20 protein-coding genes are annotated in these 24789 nt (G+C 63.7%); 9 read left to right on the forward strand and 11 right to left on the reverse strand.

Annotated elements, in window-relative coordinates; all coding sequences use genetic code 11:
* The first annotated feature begins 170 nt into the window (after window positions 1-170).
* A complete protein-coding gene (locus CUJ90_RS24130; protein ID WP_114164078.1) occupies window positions 171-950 on the forward strand; it encodes an ABC transporter substrate-binding protein in 780 nt (259 codons plus the stop codon).
* Between the two features lie 31 nt (window positions 951-981).
* A complete protein-coding gene (locus CUJ90_RS24135) occupies window positions 982-2223 on the forward strand; it encodes an NAD(P)/FAD-dependent oxidoreductase (protein ID WP_114164079.1) in 1242 nt (413 codons plus the stop codon).
* Between the two features lie 10 nt (window positions 2224-2233).
* On the opposite strand, the gene CUJ90_RS24140 is transcribed toward CUJ90_RS24135, so the two are convergent.
* Window positions 2234-3106, reverse strand: a complete 873-nt coding sequence (locus CUJ90_RS24140; RefSeq protein ID WP_114164080.1) for an endonuclease/exonuclease/phosphatase family protein — start codon at window positions 3104-3106, stop codon at window positions 2234-2236.
* 122 nt (window positions 3107-3228) lie between these two features.
* Here CUJ90_RS24140 and CUJ90_RS24145 point away from each other — a divergent pair, with 122 nt between their 5' ends.
* Entirely contained in the window at window positions 3229-3675 is a 447-nt protein-coding gene (locus CUJ90_RS24145; protein WP_114164081.1) for a hypothetical protein, read from the forward strand.
* Between the two features lie 22 nt (window positions 3676-3697).
* Here CUJ90_RS24145 and CUJ90_RS24150 read toward each other — a convergent pair whose 3' ends face one another.
* The 3 genes from CUJ90_RS24150 to CUJ90_RS24160 form a co-directional block, all read right to left on the reverse strand.
* Window positions 3698-5329: a glycoside hydrolase family 32 protein gene (locus tag CUJ90_RS24150; protein WP_083081802.1), complete on the reverse strand. Its 1632-nt coding sequence runs from the start codon at window positions 5327-5329 to the stop codon at window positions 3698-3700.
* A 95-nt stretch (window positions 5330-5424) separates the two neighbouring features.
* On the reverse strand, window positions 5425-5676 hold the full coding sequence (locus CUJ90_RS24155) for a GntR family transcriptional regulator (RefSeq protein ID WP_073431324.1): 252 nt from the start codon (window positions 5674-5676) through the stop codon (window positions 5425-5427).
* 85 nt (window positions 5677-5761) lie between these two features.
* Window positions 5762-7351 carry a glycoside hydrolase family 68 protein gene (locus CUJ90_RS24160; protein ID WP_244220112.1) on the reverse strand — a complete coding sequence of 530 codons (1590 nt, stop codon included), beginning with the start codon at window positions 7349-7351 and terminating at the stop codon, window positions 5762-5764.
* 456 nt (window positions 7352-7807) lie between these two features.
* Here CUJ90_RS24160 and CUJ90_RS24165 point away from each other — a divergent pair, with 456 nt between their 5' ends.
* Window positions 7808-8818 (forward strand): substrate-binding domain-containing protein, encoded by a 1011-nt coding sequence (locus tag CUJ90_RS24165; protein WP_073431325.1) that lies wholly within the window; start codon window positions 7808-7810, stop codon window positions 8816-8818.
* A gap of 52 nt (window positions 8819-8870) precedes the next feature.
* Here the strand turns inward: CUJ90_RS24165 and nosR are convergent, their stop codons facing one another.
* Genes nosR through CUJ90_RS24185 form a run of 4 tightly spaced genes read right to left on the reverse strand, consistent with a single transcriptional unit; the run spans window position 8871 to window position 12695 of the window.
* The gene (nosR, locus tag CUJ90_RS24170) at window positions 8871-10265 is read right to left on the reverse strand and encodes a response regulator c-di-GMP phosphodiesterase, NosR family (protein WP_073431326.1); all 1395 of its coding nucleotides are present in this window, start codon (window positions 10263-10265) and stop codon (window positions 8871-8873) included.
* A gap of 33 nt (window positions 10266-10298) precedes the next feature.
* A complete protein-coding gene (locus CUJ90_RS24175; RefSeq protein ID WP_073431327.1) occupies window positions 10299-10901 on the reverse strand; it encodes a chemotaxis protein CheC in 603 nt (200 codons plus the stop codon).
* Complete coding sequence (locus CUJ90_RS24180; RefSeq protein ID WP_073431328.1) at window positions 10894-11262, reverse strand: response regulator; 369 nt, start codon at window positions 11260-11262, stop codon at window positions 10894-10896. The genes CUJ90_RS24175 and CUJ90_RS24180 overlap by 8 nt, the downstream gene beginning before the upstream one ends.
* 8 nt (window positions 11263-11270) lie before the next feature.
* Complete coding sequence (locus tag CUJ90_RS24185) at window positions 11271-12695, reverse strand: ATP-binding protein (protein WP_073431329.1); 1425 nt, start codon at window positions 12693-12695, stop codon at window positions 11271-11273.
* Window positions 12696-13027: 332 nt separating this feature from the next.
* Here CUJ90_RS24185 and CUJ90_RS24190 point away from each other — a divergent pair, with 332 nt between their 5' ends.
* From CUJ90_RS24190 to CUJ90_RS24205, 4 genes are all read left to right on the forward strand, one after another.
* Complete coding sequence (locus CUJ90_RS24190) at window positions 13028-14146, forward strand: substrate-binding domain-containing protein (RefSeq protein WP_083081800.1); 1119 nt, start codon at window positions 13028-13030, stop codon at window positions 14144-14146.
* Between the two features lie 30 nt (window positions 14147-14176).
* The gene (locus CUJ90_RS24195) at window positions 14177-15916 is read left to right on the forward strand and encodes an ATP-binding protein (RefSeq protein ID WP_083081798.1); all 1740 of its coding nucleotides are present in this window, start codon (window positions 14177-14179) and stop codon (window positions 15914-15916) included.
* A 112-nt stretch (window positions 15917-16028) separates the two neighbouring features.
* Entirely contained in the window at window positions 16029-16640 is a 612-nt protein-coding gene (locus CUJ90_RS24200; protein WP_073431331.1) for a flavin reductase family protein, read from the forward strand.
* Window positions 16641-16801: 161 nt separating this feature from the next.
* Complete coding sequence (locus CUJ90_RS24205) at window positions 16802-17236, forward strand: cupin domain-containing protein (protein WP_073431332.1); 435 nt, start codon at window positions 16802-16804, stop codon at window positions 17234-17236.
* An 89-nt stretch (window positions 17237-17325) separates the two neighbouring features.
* Here the strand turns inward: CUJ90_RS24205 and CUJ90_RS24210 are convergent, their stop codons facing one another.
* The gene (locus tag CUJ90_RS24210; RefSeq protein ID WP_083081796.1) at window positions 17326-18792 is read right to left on the reverse strand and encodes a polyhydroxyalkanoate depolymerase; all 1467 of its coding nucleotides are present in this window, start codon (window positions 18790-18792) and stop codon (window positions 17326-17328) included.
* Window positions 18793-19007: 215 nt separating this feature from the next.
* Here CUJ90_RS24210 and CUJ90_RS24215 point away from each other — a divergent pair, with 215 nt between their 5' ends.
* Window positions 19008-19661: a glutathione S-transferase family protein gene (locus tag CUJ90_RS24215; protein WP_114164083.1), complete on the forward strand. Its 654-nt coding sequence runs from the start codon at window positions 19008-19010 to the stop codon at window positions 19659-19661.
* 71 nt (window positions 19662-19732) lie between these two features.
* Here the strand turns inward: CUJ90_RS24215 and CUJ90_RS24220 are convergent, their stop codons facing one another.
* Entirely contained in the window at window positions 19733-21706 is a 1974-nt protein-coding gene (locus CUJ90_RS24220; protein ID WP_073431335.1) for a methyl-accepting chemotaxis protein, read from the reverse strand.
* A gap of 163 nt (window positions 21707-21869) precedes the next feature.
* Entirely contained in the window at window positions 21870-24467 is a 2598-nt protein-coding gene (locus tag CUJ90_RS24225) for a heavy metal translocating P-type ATPase (protein ID WP_083081793.1), read from the reverse strand.
* Between the last annotated feature and the right edge of the window lie 322 nt (window positions 24468-24789).

Consider the following 24789-nt stretch of genomic DNA (forward strand, 5'->3'; position numbering starts at 1 on the left):
CTGGACAAGTATTTTGAAAATCGCTTGCATTTGGGAGTGTCCAGAATAGACTGTGGGTCCAGGGCGAGCTGTTTCCTATCTCGACCTCGCAGCGAAGTTGTCTCGAAGTTGTCTGTCAATCAGCGACCGCGGCGACCCGGATTTGCTATCCAACCCATCAGGTGACCACCATGCGTCTGAAGTTTCCGCTCTCAGTTTTCCTTGCCGTCGCCCTGGCCGGCGCTGCCAGCGCCCAGGCGCAATCCACTTTGCGCTTCGGCGTCGAGGCAGCGTATCCGCCGTTCGAAAGCAAGACGCCCTCGGGGCAGTTGCAGGGATTCGACATCGATGTCGGCAACGCGGTCTGCGCCAAGCTGGAAATGAAATGTGTGTGGGTCGAGAATTCGTTCGACGGATTGATTCCCGCGTTGCAGGCACGCAAATTCGACGTGATCAATTCCGCGATGAACATCACCGAAAAGCGTAAGCAGAGCATTGATTTCACACGGCCCATCTACGTCGTGCCGATCGTGATGGTGGCGAAGCGCGGCGCCCCCTTGCTGCCCGATGTGAAGAGCCTTCAGGGCAAGCGCGTAGGTGTTCTGCAGGGATCGTCGCAGGAAGATTTCCTCAAGCGCCATTGGGCGAATGCCGGCGTGTCGGTCGTCTCTTATGCGGACCAGGACCAGGTCTACGCCGATCTCACCGCGGGTCGCCTGGATGCGGCTGTTCAGGAAGCGCAGACCGTTCAGGACGGTTTTCTGAACAAGCCCGAGGGCCACGACTATGCGATCGTCGGCGAGCCGCTTTCCGATCCGGCAACGCTCGGTGAAGGTACGGGTTTCGGTTTGCGCAAGAGCGATAAGGCGCTGGCCAAAAAGATCGACACCGCGCTCGCCGCGCTGAAGAAGGACGGCACGCTGAGCAGTCTCTCGCAGAAGTACTTCAAGCGCGACATCATTGCCAAGTAACGGGCACGGATAGCGAAAGCAGAGCGAGTTTATGGACTTCGATGTGATCGTGCTCGGCGCCGGCATTGTCGGCGTGTCGTCCGCGCTGCACTTGCAGGATCGCGGACGCCGCGTGGCGCTCGTCGACCGGCGCGGTCCGGGTGAGGAAACGAGTTTCGGCAACGCCGGCCTGATCGAGTGTTCGTCTGTGGTCCCTTATGCGTTCCCGCGCGAGCTCGGCACCTTGCTGCGCTATCTGCGCAATCAGTCGACCGATCTTTACTGGGACTACAGGGCGCTGCCGTCGTTTGCGACATGGCTGGCACGCTTCTGGTGGGAGTCGTCTCCCGAACGGCTCGCGGCGGCGGCGCGCGACATGCTGCCCTTGATTCGGCAAAGCGTGGCCGAGCACGATGCGCTGATCGAGCGGGCGCGCCTCGCGCATCTCGTCAGCAACAAGGGCTGGATGGAAGCGTTCCGCACGCCGGCGGAATTCGCGAAACACGTCGCCGCCGCCGAGGTCATCGCACGCACGCATGGTCTGCACGTGGCGCCGCTCGATTCGGCGGCGCTCGTCGCGCGCGAGCCCGGTCTCGAAGCGGGATTTTGTGGCGCGTTGCATTGGCAGGACCCGAGGAGCATCGTCAATCCCGGTGCGTTGACGAAGGGTTACGCGCGTTTGTTCGAGGAAGGCGGCGGCACGCTGCTGATCGGCGAGGCGACCACCTTGCGGGCGGAAGCAGGGGCATGGACGGTGCAGACAGCGTCGGGCAGGCTCAGTGCGAGCGAGGTCGTGATAGCGCTCGGACCGTGGTCGGATCGGGTGTTCGCGCCGCTGGGGTATCGCATCCCGCTACGGGCGAAACGCGGGTATCACATGCATTATCAGCCCACGAAGCCGATGCTCTCGGTGCCATTCGTGGACGCTCAGGAGGGATACGTGATCGCGCCGATGGAAGGCCGGCTTCGGTTGACCACGGGCGTTGAAATCGCGCGGCGCGACGCGGCGCCAACCGGTGTTCAACTGGAGCGGGCGGAGGCCGTCGCCAGGTCCACCTTCGGTCTGGGCAAGCGGCTCGACCCCGCACCGTGGCTTGGCTTGCGTCCCTGTACGCCGGATATGCGCCCGGTCATCGGCCAGGCGCCCCGGCATCGTGGGCTCTGGTTCGCGTTCGGGCATAACCATCATGGATTGACGCTCGGCCCGGTAACGGGCCGTCTGCTGGCGGAAATGATGACGGGCGCAACGCCTTTCACCCCTGCCTATCCGTTCCGCCCGGAGCGATTCGGATAGTTGCGAAGCGTTAGCGCAACTCGAGCCACATCGGCTGATGATCGGACGAGCGGCTATTCTGATCCACGCCGCAACTCGCAATGCGCGGCTTCAAATCTTCAGTGACGAAAACGAAGTCGCATGCGAACGGTCCGTCTTCCCACTGTTCATGATCGTATAGACCGACGGTGGCGGCGCGCGGCGCATTCGGGTGCGCGCAAGCCCAGGCGTCGGCGAACGCGGGCGCGTCCGGAATCGGTTCGAGCATCCTGCAATAAGCAGAGCCTTCAAACGCGCTGTTGAAATCACCGCAGACAATGGCGCTCAGCGGGCGTGCCGTATCGGCGAACGGACTGTCCGGTTTCTCCGCTTTCGCCGGACGGCGCGCATGGTCGCATGCCTCCTTGTGCAATTCGCGCAGCCTTGCCACCTGTGCCAGCCGTTGCGCTTCCGAATAGAACTCGAGATGCGTGCTGATGACGCGCAGCGGGCCGATGTCCGTTTCGATCACCGCTTCGAGCGCGACACGCAGCATCGACGGCTGGGCAGGGTCGGCCGGCCAGGGCAGCGAATGACGCAGCACCTGTCGGACAGGCAGAGGGGTCACGATCGCATTGCCGAACTGACGCCGCTGTCGCGCCGCTCCGACGGGGGGAAGATCGGAGCCGATCGCCTCGATCACCTTCGCGTGCGGCAGCAACGCGGCAAGCTCGGCGAACTGATCGGCAGAGGGGCCGCCTGCCAGTCCACCCGCGGCCGGACCCTCGTGAAAACCGCGCGTCACTTCCTGAAGGCAAAGAATGTCGAAATCGCACAGTGCTTTTGCTTCGCGCACGATGCGAGCGAGGTCGACGCGGCCATCCACGCCGCGTCCCCACTGAATGTTCCAGTCAACGAGACGCATGACGTTCTCCCGTCAAAAAGCCATGCTTGCAGTTTACTGCTGCGACGTCCCACCTTCCATGCAAACAGCCCCCTCAATAAACGGTATATACTGTTTATACCATTACAAACCTGGAGGCCTACATGAACGCACCCGTCGTCCGGAAAGCCGGCAAGAAAGCATCTCGCTCCACTGAAAATTCGAACGGCGTCGCGGCAGGCGACGGCAACATCGTCGTTCAATCCGAGCAACCGGTTGTAGACAAGCCTGTCACCACGAAGAAAACCGCGAAACCGAAACAGCAGGTTGTTGCCGATGTTGCGTCCGCGCCGGCCGTCGCCTCTGCGGAATCACGAGCAAAGCGGGCCAAGAAAGACAAGGTGGTGCGAGACAGTTTCACCATGCCGAAATCCGATTACGACAAAATCGCGGCGCTGAAAAAGAAGTGTCTGGATGCCGGTGTTTCGGTCAAGAAGAGCGAGCTGTTGCGCGCCGGGCTGCTGATGCTCGAGTCCGCCGCGCCGAAACGGCTTCTCGCCGCGGTGTCGTCGGTGGAAGCGGTAAAGACGGGGCGGCCCGCGAAGGCATAAGCGCTGTCGGCCGCTGTCTAAGTTAGCGCTTGAGAGCGGAGAGGTCGGTAATCGCCAAATCGCTGAACGTTGCGTTGCCGCCTTCGGCGAAAACCGAAACGCGGTTGTCGTCCTCGCCCGGAAAGACGAGATCCGTGATGACAGTGCGGCCATGATCCGCGAATACTTCCACGGAATCCCTGTCGACCACCACGGTGAGATGCAGCTTCCCGTCCACTAACGGCAAGTCGACGATGTGCGCTTTGCTGAACGCATTCGAGAACCCGCTCTCGCCGGACTTTGAGCGATCGAGCGTCAGTGTCCGACGCTCGGTGTCGTAGACAATCCGCGTGCCCACCTCGCCGTTCGCCGAGCCTCTGACGACCAGGCCCGCACGCCGCGCCGAGTGCGGACTGATCGTCACGTCGATGTTTTGCACCACACCACGTGTGGAGGGCGCGAGTTCTTCCACACGCGAGGAAACGCTGAGTTCGTTAATGCGCGTGGTCGAACCTGTGCTGACGAACCGCGTGTATTGCTCCACTGGCCCGGATATCAATCGCGGCACGCCGTCGACCGTTTTCAGCGCGAGTACGCGAGGCAGCGCGGTTGCGCCTTTCCACGGCGTGGTCGGTATGCGTTCGGCGTAGTCCCAGTTGCTCATCCAGCCGATCGTGACCGCCTCGCCGCCCGGCGCATTCGCGAATGTTCCGGCTGCATAGTAATCGGCGCCGTGATCGAGCCACTGGAAGCGCGAAGGATCGGAACCGGCCGGCGCCACGTTTTCCGGCGTGAACGTTCTGCCGTCGAAGCTGCCGACGAAATACATCGCGCCGGACCCGCCCGCGATCGACCACGGGTTGACGTTCACGATCATCACCCACTTCTGCTTGCGACTGTCGCCGTCGAGGGGCAAGGGGAACAGATCGGGCATCTCCCAGAGCGCCCCTCGATGAGGAATGTCGGGGAGAGTGAAGTCGCTGAGAAAATCCCAGTCGATCAGATTATTCGAGCGGTACATCTTGACGACGTGCGCGTCCGCGACCACGGTGGTCATGAGCCAGTAACCCCCCGGCGCGTACCACGACACCTTCGGGTCACGAAAGTTTTGCGATTCGGGATCGAGCGTCAGCACCGGATTGCCCGCGTATTTGCGCCACGTCTTGCCGTCGTCGGTACTGTAGGCGAGCGATTGCGCCTGCGTGCCTGGTCGATGTCCCGAGCCGGCCTTATACACGCTGGTATAAAGCGCGATCAGCGGCGAGGAATTCGCCGGGCCCAAGCCGGACGTGTTGTGTGTATCCACCACGATGGAACCGGAAAAGATCTCCTCGGTTGCATTGACGTGCATCGCAACCGGTTGCTCGCTCCAATGAAGGAGATCGGAACTCGTGGCATGTCCCCATGACATATTGCCCCACGAATTCCCGTTCGGATTGTATTGATAGAACAGGTGATAAAGACCGTTGTGGAAGACGAGTCCGTTGGGATCGTTCATCCAGTTTCGTTGCGGCGTGTAGTGAAACGCGGAGCGCCATTGCGGCGTGCCGGCATCGGCGGTGTGCGGCGAGGCGGGCGGCGCCGCGAACGCGCTGAACGAAACGTTTAGCGATGCAAGCAGACACGTCGCCAGTGCGCTCATTTTTGAAGCGAAGGGACGTTGCGGGTCGTACATGGAATGGCTTTGCCCTATCTACGCACGCGAACGAACGGCGAATGCCGTCACGTCCGCGAGTGCAGTCAATGAGTATTCATCGGCTTGGCCGACGATCAGGCGGAAAGCCTGAGAATGATGGTCCCCTTGCGCCTGCTGCCGATCGTCAGGCCGCGGCGCGCGGTCTCGCGCAGTGCGCGATTGACCGTGTTCACGTGCAAGCCGAGGAAGTCGGCCAGCATCCGTTGCGAAGGCAAGGTGTCGCCGGGTTGGAGACGGCCGGTCCCGATCGCCGTTTCGATTTCGTCGACCACGGCGAGATAGACCGGGCCCCGGTACGAGGACAAGTCGGGAATCCAGGATTTCATGGCTGCCGTTCTTCGCCCGCTTCGAATGTCGCCGGGTCGAGTGCGAGCGGAAAGCTTCCGCTCGCACTGCATCCAACCGTCCGGCTTACTGACCGTTGTTCGCGCCGCCCTGGCCGGGAGCCGCGCGAGTGGCGGAAATGTCGCCGTAACCGCCCAGACCACCCTTGCCGTAAGTCCGGTCGATGTCGGTCGAATCGCCGTGAATGTTCAGCTTCACGGTCGGCGCCAGGGTGCCGCCGCGACGCGGGCCGACGGCGTCGATGAACGATTCGACGAGGCCGCCCGGCATCACGTAATGCGAGTACGACTGGAATGCCCGGGGATTCTGGTTCGGGTCCAGCGCGTACGGCGCACCGATCGGCTGGTCGAAATCGGTCGGGTTGCCGAGCACGAGGCCGCTACCCTTGTTCAACGGCAGGAAGTCGCTGCGGATACCGTTGCCGACGAAACCGTACACGCCGTCAGGACCGTCGACGCCCGCCGCGTAGGTCGGCCGGTGGCTGATCGTGAACAGGTAGTACTTGCCGTCCTTGATATAGATTTGCGGCCGCTCGGTCTGATCGTTGACGCAGTTGGCCGACAGCAGCGGCGGAAGAAACTTCCACTCCGTGAGCTGCTTGTTCGTCGCCACCGCGAGACCGACGTTCGCCTTCTGGTAGGTCGCGCCGGAGTTCATCACCGCATTGAGATCCTCCTTGTACGGATCGTTGGGCGCATAACCCAGATCGGCCTCGGTGCAGGTGCGCGCGCCGCGCGGGCCGCCCGTGTTGCCTTCGAACACCATGAAGGTCTTGCCCGGATGCGCCGGATCGGTGAACACGAACGGATCGCGGAACGAGTAGTACGTGTTCTGCTCGCGCGACTGGTACAGCTTGCCGTCCGGTTCGAGCAGCGCGTCGTGCTTGTCGAATCCGTCGAACCAGACGTGCGTGTCGTCCGCGTGAATGTGCCCGTCGGTGCGCGTGATGATCGCGATCGGCGGCGTGATGTCCTGGCCGCCCTCGGCCGAGCGGTTGAAGGACAGCGCGGTGTAGTAGAGGCTGAGGTTGTTGCCGTTCGTCAGCCGCGCGGAGCCCGACCATTCCGCGTTCTGCGTCATCGGCGCGGTGCCGAAGACCTTCGCGCTCGTGCCGTCCGGGAACAGATGTCCGCCGTAGGTCCACCCGCCGTTCGCCGGGCGCTGTGACGCCGGAATCCCCGCCCGGCGATAGAAGAAGCCGATGCGAGCGTGCACGTGGCGATCGTCGAACGAATAGCCCGCGTGCGGATCGGCGGTCAGCGAGAAAATGACTTCCCAGCCCTTGTAGCTCAGGTTGTCCGCTTTGACATCCGACAGCGGCCATGTGTCCCACACCCACACGTTCGAGTTGATCAGCGGGAAGTCCGCCGGAATGTCCGGCATGGTCAGTGCCGCGGGCAGCGAGTTCTTGTCGGCGGCGGTCGCCGTGTGCGATTGCGCCTTGATTTGCCGGACATCGGCGCGCGTCCAGCGCATCGTGAAACTGCTCTCGGGGTCGTAGGCCTGCTGCGTATGCGGCGTCGGCGCGGGGAAGCCCGGCGCGGACGATTGGGCCAGCGCGGGAGCCGCCGCGGCGGCGAGCAGCGTGCCGCACACCGCGGTCGAGCGCAGGCGGGCGCGAGTTGACGGGAATTGCGGGGATCGAAGTCTGTTCATCGGGTTCACATCCTGGAAGAGTGCGCAACGAGGGCCGTGGGAAACCGCCGGAGCGTTGCCGTTTGACTTGTTGGTACGAAATATCTGCTTAGAACCTGGTGATGCCGGAGACGCCTGTGACGCTGGCGCCGGATTGCGGAAAGCTCATTGCCGGAAACAGCAATAGGAAACGACGTTTGTCGGCCGACCTTGCCCGTGTTGCTCATCGGGCAAGGACCTGCCGGACGTCTGTTTTAGGAACTACGAATGGTCTCTCGCGGGCCCCAAGGAACAGCCGTGACTCCAATACGTCGGAGATACGACATACCCAAACCGGTTTGGATCATAGTCCAAACCGGTTTGGATTGTCAAAGGATTGGTAAGTTTTGAGGTACCATGACGCTTGCCCAACCGGCGCCAAATCCCCGCCACGCAAGGCCGCCCCAGGGGAAAACCGAGCAACGCCAAGGTGGAAACGTGAAGGTGAATCTAAAGACGCTGTCCGACTCGCTCGGACTTTCCCGCACGACCGTTAGCCGGGCGCTCAACGGCTATGACGACGTGAATGAAGCAACCCGCCTGCGAGTAATCGAGGCGGCGCGCGAACTCGGCTACCACCCTGACCCAACCGCGCGGCGGCTCGCCACCGGCCGCGCCGAAGCGGTGGGCATGGTCTATCCGTTCGGTACGGGCGACCTCGGCGATCCGCGTCTGGGTGAGGTCGTGGCCGGCATGACCGAGCGCCTCGGCGAAAGCGACCTCGATCTGATCATTGTTTCCGCACGGCCAAACGCGGAACTCGAGACGTACCGTCGGCTGGTCGAAGGCAAACTGGTCGACGGTCTGATCGTGGCGCGCACGCTCGTCGACGATCCGCGCATCCGGTTTCTTCAGGCGCGTCAGTTTCCCTTCGTCGCTTATGGGCGGACCAACAGCCCCACGCCTTATGGCTGGTTCGACTTCGACAACGAGGCGGGAGCGCGGGCCGCCGCGCAACGTCTGATCGCATTCGGGCACCGACGAATCGGCTTGCTCAGTGCGCCGCTGACGATGAGCTTTGCCGCTCAACGGCGCGCGGGTTTCGTCAGCGCGCTGCAAGAGGCCGGCATTCAGCCGGAGGCGTCGCTCATGATCGAATGTGCGTTCAACCGGACGGGCGGGTATGAAGCGGCGCGAGCGCTGCTCGAACTTGCCGAGCCGCCGACGGCATTGGTGGTGGACAACAACCTCGCGGGCGCCGGCGCGTGTCGCGCGATCGTCGAGAGCGGCAAGCAACTGGGTACGGAAATCTCGCTGATCGTCTATGACGGCGTGCCGCCGGACGTCGCTTCGTCACACACGGTGACATCCGTCGTGCAGCCGACCGGGGAGTCGTCCGGCAGGGTCATCGCCGAACTGATTCTGGCGACGATAGCCGGCAAGGAGCCCGAGCCGCGGCTCGCGCAGCCGCGTATCGAGCCGGGCGATACGGACGGGCCACCGCGTTGACGGCCGGTGGCCTCGCCCAAACACGCGTTTCCCGCCGAAAGCGGACAGCACGTCACGCCGCCCGCGTCGCGGCGGTAGCCACCAGGCTTCGCTCCACAAGGATGACGAAGCGCTCTTCCTCATGAATCTCGAAGCGCCGGATCTGTGCGATCTGATCCGCGGAAAGCACCTTGCCTTTCGTCATCAGCAGCGTGCCGCGTGAAGTGCGGAGGTCTTCCGCGAGCTTCATTCCCTCTTTCAGATGCGACGCGTCGACCGTGTCGGGCACGCCTTCCGGCGACAGTTCGGCGTGGCTCGTGACCAGCTCGATGTATTTGTCGGCGATGGCCGGGTCATAGCGAATGCCCGACTGCGAACGCACGGTGGACACGATTTGCGCGTCGGTCATCTTTTGCGGCGCAATCGCGCCGATGCGCAAATCTTCCACGTCGCGGGCCAGCGCGAGAATGCGAGCGCCGATCGGAATGGAACTGCCGGCGAGGCCATCGGGCGCGCCGCGTCCGTCGAAGCGCTCATATTGATGGCGAATCATCGCCTGCACATTGGCGAGTTGCGACACGGGGCTCAGCGCCATTTGTCCATGCAGCGGATGCAGGTGATAAAGCTTGGCTTCCTGCGGCTGCATCTTCGCGATGGGCGTCTTCAGCAACGCGTCGGGAAGAAAGAGCTTGCCGATGCCGTGCAACAGGCCCGCCATCAACAATTCGCCACACGCGTAGTCGCTCATTCCAATCGACGCGCCGAGTTGTTTCGCCAGTTCGCCGATTCTCGCGGAATGACCGGGAAGACCGCAGCGCATCTCGACCATGTTCGCGCAGACCTTCACCATCGTTAGAAAATTGCTTTTCAGATCTTGCTGGGCGCCTTCGAGAAACATGACCGTTTGGCGGATTTCCTCCGTCCGCGCATGAACGTCGCGCTCGAGTTCCGTGTTGAAGCTCGCCAGCCTTTCGTTCTGCCGTTGCAGCAATTCAGTCAGGCGCACGGTTTCGCGTTGCAGCCGCAGTTGTTCGAGCGCGCGCTGGATGGTCAGCAGCAGGTCCTGGTCGTCCCACGGCTTGTGCAGGTAGTGATAGACGTGCCCTTCGTTCACCGCGCGCACCACGGCCTCCACCTCCGAATATCCGGTCAGCAGAATCCTGATCGCGTCGGGCGCGATCGAGCGTGAGCGGGACAGGAATTCGGCGCCGTCCATGTTCGGCATGCGCATGTCGGAGATGATCACATCCACGCGCGCCGTTTCGAGTAACTGAAGCGCGTCGGCGCCGCTGTACGCCGAGAGCACCTCGTACTTGAGCGGCCGGAACAGCCGCTTGAGCGATGAGACGACCCCTGGCTCGTCATCCACCAGCAACAGCGTGGGGACCGGCGCTTCGAGGGGTTCTTGCGATGCCGCCGGCGATTCGCTCGCGCCGGGCATCTGGTCGGTTACCTGAAGTTCGGACATGGATTTCCTTGGTGATTGTTCGCCGGCATTGCACTAGATCGAGCTGAGAAACTGGTCGAGCGCATGCTTCATTCCGCGGATGGCTTCGTCGGGCAGCAACATCACCATGCGTGCGCCGAAGCCGCCTTTTTCGAGCGTGAAGTGAATTTCCAGCAGCAGCGCGAGGCCCCAGCGGCCGTTCTCGAAGTGGCCAAGGTTGGACCCTTCCGTCACCGGCAGTAGCGTCGGGCTCGAAAAGCTGATGCGCCTGCCGAGTTGTTCGAAGACGCTTTGAACACAAGCGCCCACCAGCAGGTTGGCGATGTCGCACAGCGCTTCGTTGCCGGCGTCGCTGTTTTCGAGGTCGTAGTCCAGCAATTGCCGGAGTTCGCGTTGACCGTCCGCGCCGAACAGCACGATGGTTTCCCCCGAAATATCCGACTGGAAAGCCTGGCGCACAGGCGGCAACTGACTGACGCCATGCCCTCGCAATGCTTCAGGCAACTGGGCGGTGCTCACCAGCCTGATGCCCGGCACCGATAACGTGACGAATGCGCCGAGTAGCGTTGCCAGCGCGGCGGCTGCCTTTCCCATTCCGACATTGCAGATCTCCTGCAGAGCATCGCGCTGGTCTTCGTTAAGACCCTGTTCATTCATGGAGACCATACTCCCTCAGGATTGCCCCGATCGCTTCGGGCGAAACGGGTTTGCAGACAAAGCCGATCGCGCCGAGCGCTTTCGCACGCTCGACCGCACCCGACTGAATGTCCGCCGATACGACAATGACAAAGGCATCGAGTCCTTCGTGCTGGATTGCCTCGAGTACTTCGAATCCGGTCATGTGCGGCATCGTCAGATCGAGAAAGATCACGGCGCCTTTGCCGGCCCGATAGGATTCGAGTGCCGCGGCGCCGTCCGACGCCTGCGTGATGTCCACCTCCCAGTCATCGGGCAAGGATTTAATGAGCAATTTCCTGGCGAGCGCCGAATCGTCGGCAACGAGTATTGGCAGAGCCATAGGGTCCTCTATCTGCCGGTTGAAGCCAGCGTGGATTGGGTTCGGGCATCCGGCGCGCTCGCATGCGCGACGACCGGCTCCGTCTTGCCGGGTTGGGGCGACTCTTCCGCTGCGTCCACCGGTAGCGTGACGCGGAATGTCGTGCCGGCGCCGACCGTGCTGGTCACGGAAATCTGCCCGTGATGCGCATTGACGATGCCGTAGCTGACCGATAGCCCGAGGCCGGTTCCCTGGCCCACCGGCTTGGTGGTGAAGAACGGATCGAAGATGCGGCTCAGGTGCTCGGCGGGTATGCCGCACCCCGCGTCCGCCACCTCGAACCAGATGCGTGACGGATCGGCGTCGTCGATGCCGGTGCGGATCGTGATCTTGCCCTGCGCCGCGCTGTGCTGATCCTGTTTCCCGGCATACGCCTGCGCCGCGTTCACGACGAGATTCAACGCCACCTGGCTGATCTGCGAGGGGATGCACCGCACGAGCGGTATCTCGGCGTAATCGCGAACCAGATCGGCGCGATACTTCACCTCGTTATGCACGATGTTCAGCGTCGACTCGATACAGCGGTGCAGATCGCACCATTCCCAGACGTGCGTGCTGTCGATGCGGGAGAAGTCCCTCAGATCGACCACGATGGTGCGAACTCTGGCGAGACCTTCCCGGGATTCCTGCACGAGCGCGGGCGCATCGTCCAGCAGATAGTCCAGGTCGGCGCTTGCGGTCAATGCGCGCAAGTCGGGCTCGATGGACGGCGCGGTTCGCGCGACGAGCTGATTCATATCTTCTGCATAGCGGATCAGTGTCTTGATGTAGCCCTCGAGGGTGTTCAGGTTTGAAAGCACGAAGCCGACAGGGTTGTTGATCTCATGGGCAACGCCTGCCGCGAGTTGACCGATCGCGGCGAGTTTTTCCGATTGCAGCAGTTGCTGGTGCGCATGCGCCAATTCGTCATTGAGCTCGGTGAGCTGGCTATTGCGCACGGTCAATTCGGCCAATGCATTCGCCACGGTCTGTTCGCGCTTCTGCAATTCGCCGTATGCAATGCAAACATCCGTCGCATCGACGATGGTGACCGCCACCGCCGTCACCTCGCGCTCGGCGTTCTCGATCGGAATGAAGCTGCAGTTCTGCCGCATCGCGTCGATTGGCCCGGTAATGGGGCGCGAGTGCTCGAAGTGAAACAGAAACGGGCGATGCTCCCACGACGAATAAGCGGGCGTGCCCAGCACGAAAACGCCCTCGACTTTTCTCTTCAGCCACTCTCTCGGCAATTCGGGGAACACGTCGAGAAGCTCCAGGCCAATCACCTCCTCGGCGGAACGGCCGCTATGAGATTGCATGAAGCGGTTCCAGGCGAGGATGCGCAGATCGCGGTCCAGAGCGAAGACCCCGCAATTCACGAGTTCGACGATGGATTCCGACAGATTGGTCGTCACGAAACGCCCCTTATATTTGCAGGGTGCGGAATGCTGTTTCCCGCGGTAGTAAGCAATGGATTCATGTTGCCGCTCTCTTGGAATAACGGCCTCACGAACGCTTCCCGTATCGGGGTCACCCCTGGGCGATAAGGCATAAAAAAACCGGCCTGTCAGGGCCGGCTCCGAAGCGCGTTGAAGATCGGTAAGGGTTTCCGCTATCGATTCCGCTATCAACTGGCATAGCCTTCGCGCCGTTAACAAGTCACTCCCGGCGTGTTCGCGTATTCGCTTCACGTCGACCTCGTGCCTCGTAATCTGGGGGAAGCATGCTCTCGAGTTGCAAACGAACAATGGGGGCGTTAGCACTTTGCTGGTGTTCGATCCAGCCCGTCTACACGCTGGCCGCGTCGCCAAACCCGGAAGGCAATGAACCGCGCGCCGCAATGAGCATGGCTCAGATGCAGCATGCGGTCGACAAGGCGTCCGAGCGCAGTTCGCGCTGGAGCGGACCGGCGTCGGGACCGGCGGCGGTGTCCGGCGCGACCATTGCCATCGTCAGCGAGGATTTGCGCAACGGCGGCATCCTCGGCGTGGCGAAAGGCATCAAGGAAGCCGCGGACGTCATCGGTTGGAAAACGCGCGTCTACGACGCGAGCGGCACGTCGGAGGGCCGGCGCAACGCGGTCGCCGCCGCGCTCGCGCTGCGGCCCGACGGCGTGATACTCGTCGGCGTGGACGCCGGTGAGATGAAGCCGCAGCTCTTGCCGTTCGCGGCGCAAAAGATTCCGATGGTCGGCTGGCACGTCGGTTCTCGCGCCGGCGTGATGCCGGACAGTCCCGTTGCGGTGAACGTCTCCACGAATCCTCTGGACGTGGCGCGCATCACGGCCATGGCGGCGGTCACGCAATCGGCGGGGCACGGCGGGATCGTGGTCTTCACCGACAGCAATTTCCAGATCGCCAAGGCCAAGACAGATGCGATGCTGGAGGTAATCCGCGCATGCGAGGATTGCACGCTATTGGCCGTGCAGGATCTCGCCATTTCGAAAAGCGCCGGACTGATGCCGGCCGTCACGGACCGGCTGCTCGCTCGACACGGAAAGAACTGGACGTATGCGCTCGCCATCAACGATATCTACTTCGACTATGCGGCTGCCGAACTCACGCGCGCCGGGCGCGCGAGCCGAAGCCTCAGCATGCTGTCGGCCGGCGACGGCAGCGCCGCCGCGTTCCTGCGCATCCAGGCCGGCACGTTTCAGACCGGCACGGTCGCCGAGCCGCTCAATCTCCAGGGCTGGCAACTCGTCGACGAGTTAAACCGTCTGCTCGCGCATCAGCAGGTCACCGGCTATGTGTCGCCGGTTCATCTGGTGACGGCGCGCAATATCGAATTCGACGGCGGATTGCTTGGCCAATATGACCCGGACAACGGTTACCGGACCATCTACCGCGGCATCTGGAAGCGATAGCCTCCGGCGGCGAATGCACAGGAACCGACTATGAATTTGCGGGACGTCCGCGCCGCAATGCTGCCACGATCACTGCGCTCGCAATTCATCTGGGCCGCGGTGGTACTGGCCGTGCTCATCGCGACCTGCGGGATTACCGCGGTGTACGCGCTGCGGGCGTCGACCAGCGCGACCCGGCTGCTGGCCAACGATCAGCTCGTTCTCATGGACGTCGCGCACGAACTGGTTCAGCAAACGCTGCTGATCGAGCGCGAATCCTCGCAACTGGAAACGGCCGGGTCGGTCGAGACGACGCGAGCCAGCTACGCCGATATCCTCAAGCAACTGGAAGCGTTCGATCATCTGTCGGGCCGCCTTGCCGCCGCCAACAACGACGTCAGCGTGCTCGACCTGCATCAGTCGAGCCAGTTGTTCCGCAATACCGTGAATATCGTCGCGCAATTGCGGGAGAGCCAACTGGGTTCGGATGACGCGCGCATTCCGGCTGCTTCGCATCACGGGCCGGGAGTCGCCGGGTCAGAGGCCGGCGCTAAAAAGATCGACGACCGGTTCAGCGAAGCGCTGCGCCGGCAGGCAGCCGTCATGGTGGAATCCGCCGAGCTTCAATCGGACCGTTACACGCGCGACTTTCAGGAGGCGGTGCAGCGGTTGGCCGATACGTCGGCTGACAATCAGCGCTGGATCACGGCGATGATCGCGAGCTGTCTTGCGTTCGCATGGCTCGTCGCGCACGCATTTCTCGGCAAGCATGTGCTTTCGCGGCTGGAACTGGTCAGCAGCAACCTGCGGTTTGACGATGTTGGCCGCGAACACGTGCCGGTTCCCGTTCAGGGCCGCGACGAGATCGGCGAGATGGCGCGAGCGGTCGAACAGTTTCAGCGGGACCGCCGGCAGCTTGCACTGGCCAACGTCGCACTTCAAGAGGAGAGGGCGCGCCAGGAAGAACTGATCCACGAACTCGCGCACGCTCACGGCCAGTTGCTGCAATCGGAAAAGCTGGCGTCGATCGGGCAGCTTGCAGCAGGCGTCGCGCATGAAATCAACAATCCGGTCGGCTTCGTCAACGCAAATCTGGGTACGTTCAAACGGTATGTGGCCGATCTGTTCGCCGCGCTCTCCGCTTACGAGAAAGTCGAATCGGAAATGACGCCCGCGTCGCGCGCGGCGATCCACGAATTGAAACGCGAGCTCGATCTCGACTACTTGCGAACCGACATCGCGACACTGCTGACCGAATCCGTCGACGGCATGCAGCGAGTCAAGCGCATCGTGCAGGGTCTCAGGGATTTCTCGCAGCAGGAGGCGACGGAGCGGCGGTGGGCCTGCCTCGAAAGCACCCTCGATACGACGCTCGATATCGTCTGGAACGAACTCAAGCACAAGGCGGAAGTGAAGAAGGAGTACGGCGCCATTCCGCAAGTGGAATGTATTCCGTCGCAACTGGGCCAGGTGTTCATGAATCTGCTCGTCAACGCGGCCCAGGCGATCGAGGGGCATGGGTGCATCACCGTGCGAACAGGTCACGATGAACAGCACGTGTGGGTGGAAGTGGAAGATACCGGAAGCGGCATCAAGCCCGAGCACCGCGGCAGGATCTTCGATCCCTTCTTTACGACCAAGCCCGTTGGCGGCGGAACCGGGCTGGGTCTGTCGATCTCATACGGCGTTGTCAAAAAGCAGGGCGGCCGGATCGACGTGCAAACGGAAATCGGCAAAGGCTCGTCATTCAGAGTGGTGTTGCCGAGGCACGTGCAGGAAGCGCTGGTGTGATCGGACTTGATTAGCCGCGGCGACGAATCGCGCGCGCCGGCAGTTGGAGCGAGTCTGCGGTATAAAGACCGCTCGCCCGTCCGCCAACAAAAACGCACTCCAACGCCAACCCATGTCCCATTACTTCTACGACCCCGCTGCCGGTCACGGCCTCCCGCACGATCCGTTCAAGGCGATCGTCGCCCCGCGCCTGATCGGCTGGATTTCCTCGCGCGACACGGATGGCACGCTGAATCTCGCGCCCTACAGTTTCTTCGGCGCGTTCGCCAGTTCTCCGCCGATCATCGGTTTTTGCAGCGAAGGTCGCAAGGACAGCATCGCCAACATCGAGGCAACCGGCGAGTTCGTCTGGAATCTCGCCAGCAGGCCGCTCGCTGAACAGATGAACCGCTCTTCAGCGCCCGTGCCGCCGCATGTCGACGAATTCGCACTCGCGGGGCTGACGCCCGCCGCGGGCTGCAACGTCGGCGTGCCGCACGTCGCCGAAGCGCCGGCCGCGCTCGAATGCAAGCTGCTGCAAGTGGTGCGCCTGCATACCCTCGACGGTAAGCCGATGGACAACTACCTGTCGCTCGGCCAGGTGGTCGGCGTGCACATCGACGAGGCGTATCTGAAAGACGGCCTGTTCGATACCCACGCCGCGCAGCCGATCATGCGCGCGGGTTACCGCGCCGACTACGCGGCCATCGGCGACATGTTCCAGATGTTCCGCCCGAGCGCATAGACACTGCCGCGTTGCAAGCGCATCGTGCCGCGCAATGCGGCGCGACACCCATCGCACGTCTCGCGCAAGATCGAAGCGCAACGACTGGCCCGCTTGATGCTTGCCACCGACGCTCCAACGCGTCGTTTTCAACCGCCGGCTCACTGTCCAGGAGCGCGATCATGTCCACCGAATTCGCCACGCAATTCAGTCATGTCCGTCCGCAAGATACGTCCTACGTGGATCAGGGCTTACGCGATTTTTTTCTTTACCGCGACTTGGGCATCGCGCAAGCGACCGACGGCAAGGTGCTCGCGCAACTCGTGAAGGCGAATCACGCACCAGAGCAAGGCACCGGCTGGCACCGGCATGAGGCCGATTTCCACATCGTGATCATGTTGAAGGGCTGGGCGCGCTTCATGTACGGCGACAAGGAGACGCTCGTCGCCGCTGGCGACTGCGTGCATCAGGCGCCGGGCATCGTCCATTATCTGTTCGATTACTCAGAGGATATGGAGTACCTCGAGATCGTTTCGCCGGCCGATTTCAAGTCGCTCGAAGTGGAAGGTCCGTGCGACGTGCCGGCGGTGACGCCGTGGAAAAGCGTCGAGGCATGAGCGGAAACGGGGGCAAAACGAGGCGCGGATCGAGCGCGGCTCCGCATCACCTGATGCGAGCGTGAAGCGAGCCGCCGCCCGTTAAACACTCATGGCGTGGCGGGAGGCCGTCTGCGTATCGGGCGCGATGCCTGCGACGCCTGGGGCTTCGCGGCGGCACGGGAGCCGGCGCCGTTGTCCGCGCCGTTCGGCGCCGAACCCAGCGCGCCTTCCACTTCGACCTCGACCACCGCCGTCGCGGCCGGCGCTGCTCGATTGACCTCGGCGGCAGCGGTGATATGCACCGGCGCGATCGTGCGCGCCCGCGAACTCACGAGGACCGCGCGCGGTTCGTTGTCGTAAATCACGGCCCGCACGCGCGGATAAATCTGCCGCTCCCAGCGGCGTCCGTTGAATACACCGTAGTGCCCCACGCCGGTTTGCACATGATGCGTCTTCAGATACGGCCGCAATTTATCGCACATGTCCTGCGCGGCGAGCGTTTGGCCGACCGCGCAAATGTCGTCCTTTTCGCCCTCCACGGTGAGCAATGCCGTGCGGCGAATCCTTGAGGGATCGACCAGGCGCCCTTGCACTTCGAGTTCATTCAACGGCAGGGCGTGCCGCTGAAAAACGGTATCGACGGTTTCCAGATAGAAATCGGCGGTCAGGTCCATCGTCGCGAAGTATTCTTCATAGAACGTGCGGATAGTGTCGGCTTTCCCGGGATCGCCCTTGGCGCGCTCGTAGTGCATGGTTTCGAACGACTCGAGGTGGCGGCCGAGATTCATCGACATGAACGCGCTCAGTTGCACGAAGCCCGGGTACACGCGCCGGTGAGCGCCCGCGAAACCGAACGGCACCGCGCTGATCAGGTTCTGCTCGAACCATTCGATCGGTTTGCTTTTGGCCAGATCGTTGACGCGCGTCGGGTTGATGCGGGTATCGATCGGGCCGGCCATCAGCGTCATGCTGGCGGGCTGCGCGGGGTGATCGTCGTCGGCCATCAGCGCGACCGCGGCCAATGCGGCGACCGTCGGCTGGCACACCGCCAAAAGGTGCGCGCCGGGGCCGATCGTTTCGGTGAAGTCGATCACGTGCTGCACGAATTCGTCGAAGCCGAAACGCCCCTGACTCAACGGCACGTCGCGCGGGTTGTGCCAATCGGTGACGTACACATCGTGCTCGGCCAGCATGGTGCGCACAGTGCCACGCAACAGCGTGGCAAAGTGGCCTGACATCGGCGCAATCACCAGCACGCGCGGTTGGGGTGAGGAGAGCGTAGTGTCCTTGCGGAAATGCAGCAGCGAGCAGAACGGCGTGTGCGCCGCGATCTCCTCGACGATCGCAACGGGCTTGCCTTCCGCCACCACGCTGTCGATGCCGAAGGGCGGCCGCACGGGCGTAAGGCCCGCCAGCGTCAACAGATCGCAGGCCGCGCCGAGGGAGCGGCCACGCGAGGTTTCGCCGAACGCGGGCCACGCGTTGAGCGAATGATTCACCAGTGCCGCGCCGTGCCGAATCGGCAGCATCATGTCGGCGAAAGCCTGGTAAGTAGGGTATGCGAACAGGTTCATAACCTTCGCACGAATGCGTAAGAGGAAAAAGAGCACGAATATAGGCAAGTCATGTGCCAATGATAGGCGCGCACGGGCGGCGGTGCCCCGCGTTGGCATAGCATTTGCGCGCCTTAAACGAGCGCGCCCGGATTGCCGCGCTTTGGTGCGCCCGCGCACGGCAGCGTGCATGGCATCGCCCGGCGTCGACGAACGCCTCATCGGAGGAGAAACGTATGACGAAAACGACGCTCACCATCAGCAGCAAGAACTATTCGTCATGGTCGCTGCGCGGCTGGTTGCTGACGAAATTCAGTGGCTTGCCGTTCGAAGAGATCGTGACGCCGATCGACGACCCTGTGGCACGCGCCGAACTGCTGCTGCTGTCGCCGTCGATCCTCGTGCCGTGTCTCGTGCACGACGGCATCAAGGTCTGGGACACGCTGGCGATCGCCGAATATCTGAACGAACTGAAACCCGAAGCGGCGCTGTTGCCGAAAGACATTCGCGCGCGAGCGCATTGCCGCTCGATCTGCGGCGAGATGCACTCGGGTTTCGCTTCGTTGCGCTCGGCGTTGCCGATGAACCTCAAGGCGCATTTTCCGGGCTTCAAGGTATGGGCGCGCGCGCAATCGGATATCGACCGGATCGTGGCGATCTGGGGCGAGTGCCTGAAGGAGTACGGCGGTCCGTTTCTGTTCGGCGAGCGCACCGCGGCGGATGCGATGTACGCGCCGGTGGTGACGCGCTTCGTCACCTACGACGTGAAGCTCGACCCTGAGATCGTCGAATACGGGCAACGCATCATGGCGCTGCCCGAAATGCGGCAGTGGATCGTCGACGCGCAGCAGGAAGTGGAAGAGATCGACGAACTGGACGTCGAGTTCTGAGGCACGGCGACAGCGAAAACGGGCGACGATAACGGCGCGTGAGAAGCAACGCGCCGTCGCTTCGGCAGGGTTCAATCGCGCCCGCTTCCCAGCTTGAACACGCTCACCACCTGCGCGAGACGCGCGGCCTGCTCGCGCAACTCGGCCGCGGCGAGTTCCGCTTCGCCGACGATCGTCGCATTCTGCTGGGTCGCCTCGCCGATCTGCGTGACGGCGAGATTGACCTGTTCGATGCCGCCCGATTGCTCGCGCGACGCCACGCTGATCTCGCCCATGATCGCGCGCACCTGGCCGACCTGTTGAACGATGCCTTGCATCGTGGCGCTGGCTTCCTCGGCGATGCGAAAACCGCTGTCGACGGTCGCCGTGGAGGCCGCGATCAAACTCTCGATCTCCTTCACCGAAGCCGCGCTGCGCTGCGCGAGCGCGCGCACTTCCGAGGCCACCACCGCGAAGCCCCTGCCGTGTTCGCCGGCGCGCGCCGCTTCCACCGCGGCGTTCAAGGCGAGGATATTGGTCTGGAACGCGATGCCTTCGATCACGCTGGTGATCTCCGATATCTTCTGCGACGAGCGGCTGATTTCACCCATCGTCGAGACCACGCGTTCGACGGCGCGGCCGCCTTCGAGCGCGGCATCGGCGGCGCGCGTGACGAGCGTGTTGGCTTGCACGGCGTGGTCGGCGTTCTGCTGCACCGTCGACGTGATCTGCTCCATGCTGGCCGCCGTTTCCTCCAGGCTGCTTGCCTGCGTGGCGATGCGCGCGGCGATGTTGCCGCTGCCGGTGGCGATCTTTTCGGTGCCGTGCGACATGTCGGCCGACGCGTTGCGCACCTGCGAGACGATGCGCGCAAGACCTTCGCCGATGCCGTCGATCGACTGCATCAGGCGGCCGATCTCATCGGCGCGCGCGTTGCCGGCTTGCGCCACGCGCACGCTCAGATCGCCCGCCGCGAAACGCTCGGACGCCTTGGCGGCTTCATCGAGCGGACGGCTCACGAGGCGGCGCACCGCGAACAGGAACACCACGGCGAACACGCCGACCAGCGCGAAGCCGATCAGCAGGAACTGATTGCGGGTGGCGGTGACGTCGGCCATCACCTCGTCGCGCGGCGCGACGCCGCCCACCAGCCATTGCCATTCCGGCACGGTGACGAACGACACGAACTTGTCGCGCGCGCCGCTCTCGCCGAGCGTCGCGTCGGCCGAGCTGTATTCGAGCCGGCCTTCCTTCATGTCGAGCATCTGCTGATACGGCGCGTTCGCGTTGTCCGCGTTCTGGCCGGCGGCGGCCGGATGAACGATCAGCTTGCCGCGATCCGCGCCTTTCGACGCGTTGAGCACGAAGTAATAACCGCTGTCGCCGATCTTCAGCTTGCGAATGCCTTCCTCGACCGACTGGATTTCCTTGTCCACCTCCACGCCGACGAACAGCGCGCCGATCACGCGGCCGCTTGCATCGGTGACGGGGCGATATTGCGTGATGTAGCGTTTGCCGAAGAGCGCGGCGAGTCCCGTATAGGACTTGTTCGCGACGACCAGCGCATACGCCGGTCCCTTGCGGTCGAGCAGCGTGCCGATCGCGCGTGAGCCGTCCTGTTTCTTCAGCGATGTGGTCACGCGCACGAAGTCGTCGCCGCTGCGTGCGAACACGGTGGCGATCGCGCCGCTGCGTTCCAGAAACTGGTCGGGGATCGTGAAGTCCATGTTCAGAACTTTGTCGCCGGCCTTCATGGTGGGAGCGGCGACGCCGTTGACGTCGATCTTCTGCGTTTCGTCGAGCGTATAGGTGGGAGGCAGGAAGCTCGCGAACAGCGACGTCGAGCGATCGACTTCGGTCGATAGCGCCTTGTCGAACAGCGTGATCATCGCCGCGATGGAGCGGTCCTTATCGGCAATGCGTTCGAGCACCTGATCGCTGACCTGCTTGCCGGCGGTGCGCGTGAGCGCCAGCGCGAAGGCGGCGAAAATCAACGCCACCAGCACGCAGGAGAGCACGGCGAGCCGGGCGCCGACGCTGGCGCGGCGCAATGAGAGAAGTTCCATGGGCGGTTGCGGAGTAAGGGAAGAGAAGCGCTGCGCGGACCATGCGTAGGCATATCCGGCATCGGTGTCTTGTTTACGACCGCACCGCCCGTTTTCTTTAGCTAATCGAAAGCGTCGGGTCATTGCGGAACATCGCTTACGAGATGTTCCGCGCTTGCTCGCTTCAGCGGCCCGGTGCGCCGCGCCAGCCGCGCAGCAGCAGCGCGTTGGTGACCACGCTCACGCTCGAAAACGCCATTGCCGCGCCCGCCAGCATCGGGTTCAGCAAACCGAAGGCGGCGAGCGGAATGCCGATCAGGTTGTAGACGAAAGCCCAGAACAGGTTCTGCTGGATCTTGCGCCAGGTCTTGCGCGAGATGTCGATGGCGTCGGCCACCAGCGCCGGGTCGCCGCGCATCAGCGTGATGCCGGCCGCGTGCATCGCGACGTCGGTGCCGGTCGCCATCGCAATGCCGATGTCGGCGGCGGCGAGCGCGGGCGCGTCGTTGATGCCGTCGCCGGCCATCGCGACGATGCCGGCGCTGTTGATTTTCAGGTCGCGAATCACGCGGGCTTTGTCGTCGGGCAATACCTCGGCGTGGAACTCGTCGATGCCGAGCGCTCTCGCGACGCTTGCCGCGCTGCCGTGGTTGTCGCCGGTGACGAGCACGCTCCTGATGCCCATCCGCGCGAGACGTTCGACGGCGGCGCGCGCGGTCGGTTTGACGGTGTCGCCGAAAGCGATCAGCGCGAGCGCGGCGGGCGCTTGCGAATCGCGCCGCATCAGCCAGGAGACGGTGTTGCCGTCGGCTTCGAGTTGTTTGGCGCGTGCGGCGAGTTCCGGCTGCGACGCGATGCCCAGTTCGTTGAGCCAGCGTGTGCTGCCAAGCGCCAGCGTGTGGCCGTCGATGTCCGCTTCGACGCCGCGGCCCGGGACCGCGCGTGCGGCGCTGGCGGCGAGCGCCATAGCCAACGCGGGTGCCGCGACGGCGGCGGAGTCGGAGGCGGCAGCCTCGTCGCTCGTCGACGGCTCCTCAGCCGACGCCGACATCGCCGCTTCATACGCCTTCACCACGGCCCGCGCCAACGGATGATCGCTGTGCCGTTGCACCGCGGCGGCGAGCGCGAGCGCCTCGTCGCGGCCCATGCCGCCGATCGGTTCGAACGCCGTCACCGACGGTTGGCCGAGCGTCAACGTGCCGGTCTTGTCGAACGCGACGATATTCACGCGATGCGCGGTTTCCAGCGCCTCGGCGTCCTTGATCAGCACGCCGTGCTTCGCCGCCACGCCGGTGCCGGCCATGATCGCGGCCGGCGTCGCGAGCCCGAGCGCGCACGGGCACGCGATCACCAGCACGGCAACTGCGTTCAGGATCGCGGTTTCGCCGCCCGCGCCGGCGATCAGCCAGCCCGCCAGCGTGAATGCCGCGATCGCCAGAATCGCCGGCACGAAGATTTCGCTGACCCGGTCGACCAGCCGCTGGATCGGCGCCTTGTCGGCCTGCGCGCTTTCCACGAGCCGGATGATTCGCGCGAGCGTCGTTTCCGCGCCGATCGCGGTGGTCGTCACGGCAATCGCGCCTTCGCCGTTGATCGAGCCGGCCGTGACCGGATCGGCCGCCTGCTTCGGCACCGGCAGGCTTTCGCCGGTGATCAGCGATTCGTCGATGTGGGTGCGGCCTTCGAGCACCGCGCCGTCGACCGGCACGCGCTCGCCGGGCCGCACGATCACTACCGTGCCGACGCGCACCTGCGCGAGCGGCACGTCGCGTTCATCCGCGCCGACGCGGATGCGCGCGCGATCCGGGCGCAGCGCGTTGAGCGCGCGGATGGCGTCGGTGGTCTGGCGCTTGGCGCGCGCCTCGAGCCACTTGCCGAAGCGCACCAGCGTGATGACCACCGCCGAAGCCTCGAAGTACAGATGCATCATGTCGCCCGGATGGGTCGCCAGTTCGTAGACGCTGATGCCATAAGCCGCCGACGTGCCGAGCGCCACCAGCAAATCCATGTTGCCCGCGCCGGCCCGCACGGCGCGATAGGCCGCGCGATAGAAGCGCGCGCCGAACACGAACTGCACGATCGAGGCGAGGCCGAATTGCAGCCACGGCGCAAGCATGACGTGAACGCCGAACCATTCGCCGATCATCGGCGCGGCGAGCGGCAGCGTCAGCACGGCGGACGCGAGCACGGCCGCGAGTTCGCGGCGAGTCTGCTCGCGTTTGCGGTCGGCGGGGAGGGCGCTGCCGGCGTTGTCCTCGGCCGGTGCTGTGTCCGGCGGCGCGATCAAGGACGCTTCGTAGCCCGCTTTCGTGACGGCGGCGATCAGCGCCTCCGCTTCGGTGGCCGCGTCGCTCAGATTGACGGTTGCCGTTTCGGTCGCGAGATTCACCGACGCGCTAGCGACGCCCGGCACCTTCGCCAACGCTTTTTCGACGCGCATCGCGCACGACGCGCAGGTCATGCCGCCGATCGTCAGCTCCGCGGTTTGCGGCGTTTGGACGGACGCCGCGTCGTCGGCGCGTGCTGACGGCGTGGCTTCGTAGCCCGCCTTGCGCACGGCGTTCGCGAGCGTTTCGAGTTCGACGGTGGCGTCGCTGTCGATGCGGGCTCTTTCAGTGGCGAGATTCACCGACGCGCGCACGACACCCGGCACTTTGGCCAGCGCCTTTTCGACGCGCATCGCACACGAGGCGCAGGTCATGCCGCCGATGTCGAGTTCGGCGGTGCGGGCGGGCGTGGCGGCAGCCTCGGCGGAGCGCTGTGGGTTGGCAAGTTCAGTCATGGTGGAAGGCTCGTGGCGGCATGAGGCCGCGTTCTGAACCCAGTATTAACCTTCCTATGATGGCAAGGTCAAGGAGGAATCATGGGTGGACCGAGGCAGCGGTGAACGAAAAAGAATCTCGGCGGCGCGCGCCGGGCGGGCTGACAAAAATCGTCAACCGCACCGCAAATGCACGTTGTTCGCTCGTTACAACCGCTATTGCGACCTTTGCGCTTGCCTGGCGGACAAGGATACGATACAACCCCGATGTTGTCGGCATCGCCACCGCGGACTGGCTGCGCTGGGTCTTGCGAGACCACGCGGACAGATTCGCTGCGTACCG

This window comes from Paraburkholderia terricola (assembly GCF_003330825.1).
Lineage (GTDB): Bacteria > Pseudomonadota > Gammaproteobacteria > Burkholderiales > Burkholderiaceae > Paraburkholderia > Paraburkholderia terricola.

Coding starts and splice junctions, on each gene's coding strand:
- CUJ90_RS24130 (WP_114164078.1), top strand. CDS start 171: ATGCGTCTGAAGTTTCCGCTCTCAGTTTTCCTTGCCGTCGCCCTGGCC.
- CUJ90_RS24135 (WP_114164079.1), top strand. CDS start 982: ATGGACTTCGATGTGATCGTGCTCGGCGCCGGCATTGTCGGCGTGTCG.
- CUJ90_RS24140 (WP_114164080.1), bottom strand. CDS start 3,106: ATGCGTCTCGTTGACTGGAACATTCAGTGGGGACGCGGCGTGGATGGC.
- CUJ90_RS24145 (WP_114164081.1), top strand. CDS start 3,229: ATGAACGCACCCGTCGTCCGGAAAGCCGGCAAGAAAGCATCTCGCTCC.
- CUJ90_RS24150 (WP_083081802.1), bottom strand. CDS start 5,329: ATGTACGACCCGCAACGTCCCTTCGCTTCAAAAATGAGCGCACTGGCG.
- CUJ90_RS24155 (WP_073431324.1), bottom strand. CDS start 5,676: ATGAAATCCTGGATTCCCGACTTGTCCTCGTACCGGGGCCCGGTCTAT.
- CUJ90_RS24160 (WP_244220112.1), bottom strand. CDS start 7,351: ATGAACAGACTTCGATCCCCGCAATTCCCGTCAACTCGCGCCCGCCTG.
- nosR (WP_073431326.1), bottom strand. CDS start 10,265: ATGTCCGAACTTCAGGTAACCGACCAGATGCCCGGCGCGAGCGAATCG.
- CUJ90_RS24175 (WP_073431327.1), bottom strand. CDS start 10,901: ATGAATGAACAGGGTCTTAACGAAGACCAGCGCGATGCTCTGCAGGAG.
- CUJ90_RS24180 (WP_073431328.1), bottom strand. CDS start 11,262: ATGGCTCTGCCAATACTCGTTGCCGACGATTCGGCGCTCGCCAGGAAA.
- CUJ90_RS24190 (WP_083081800.1), top strand. CDS start 13,028: ATGGGGGCGTTAGCACTTTGCTGGTGTTCGATCCAGCCCGTCTACACG.
- CUJ90_RS24195 (WP_083081798.1), top strand. CDS start 14,177: ATGAATTTGCGGGACGTCCGCGCCGCAATGCTGCCACGATCACTGCGC.
- CUJ90_RS24200 (WP_073431331.1), top strand. CDS start 16,029: ATGTCCCATTACTTCTACGACCCCGCTGCCGGTCACGGCCTCCCGCAC.
- CUJ90_RS24205 (WP_073431332.1), top strand. CDS start 16,802: ATGTCCACCGAATTCGCCACGCAATTCAGTCATGTCCGTCCGCAAGAT.
- CUJ90_RS24210 (WP_083081796.1), bottom strand. CDS start 18,792: ATGAACCTGTTCGCATACCCTACTTACCAGGCTTTCGCCGACATGATG.
- CUJ90_RS24215 (WP_114164083.1), top strand. CDS start 19,008: ATGACGAAAACGACGCTCACCATCAGCAGCAAGAACTATTCGTCATGG.
- CUJ90_RS24220 (WP_073431335.1), bottom strand. CDS start 21,706: ATGGAACTTCTCTCATTGCGCCGCGCCAGCGTCGGCGCCCGGCTCGCC.
- CUJ90_RS24225 (WP_083081793.1), bottom strand. CDS start 24,467: ATGACTGAACTTGCCAACCCACAGCGCTCCGCCGAGGCTGCCGCCACG.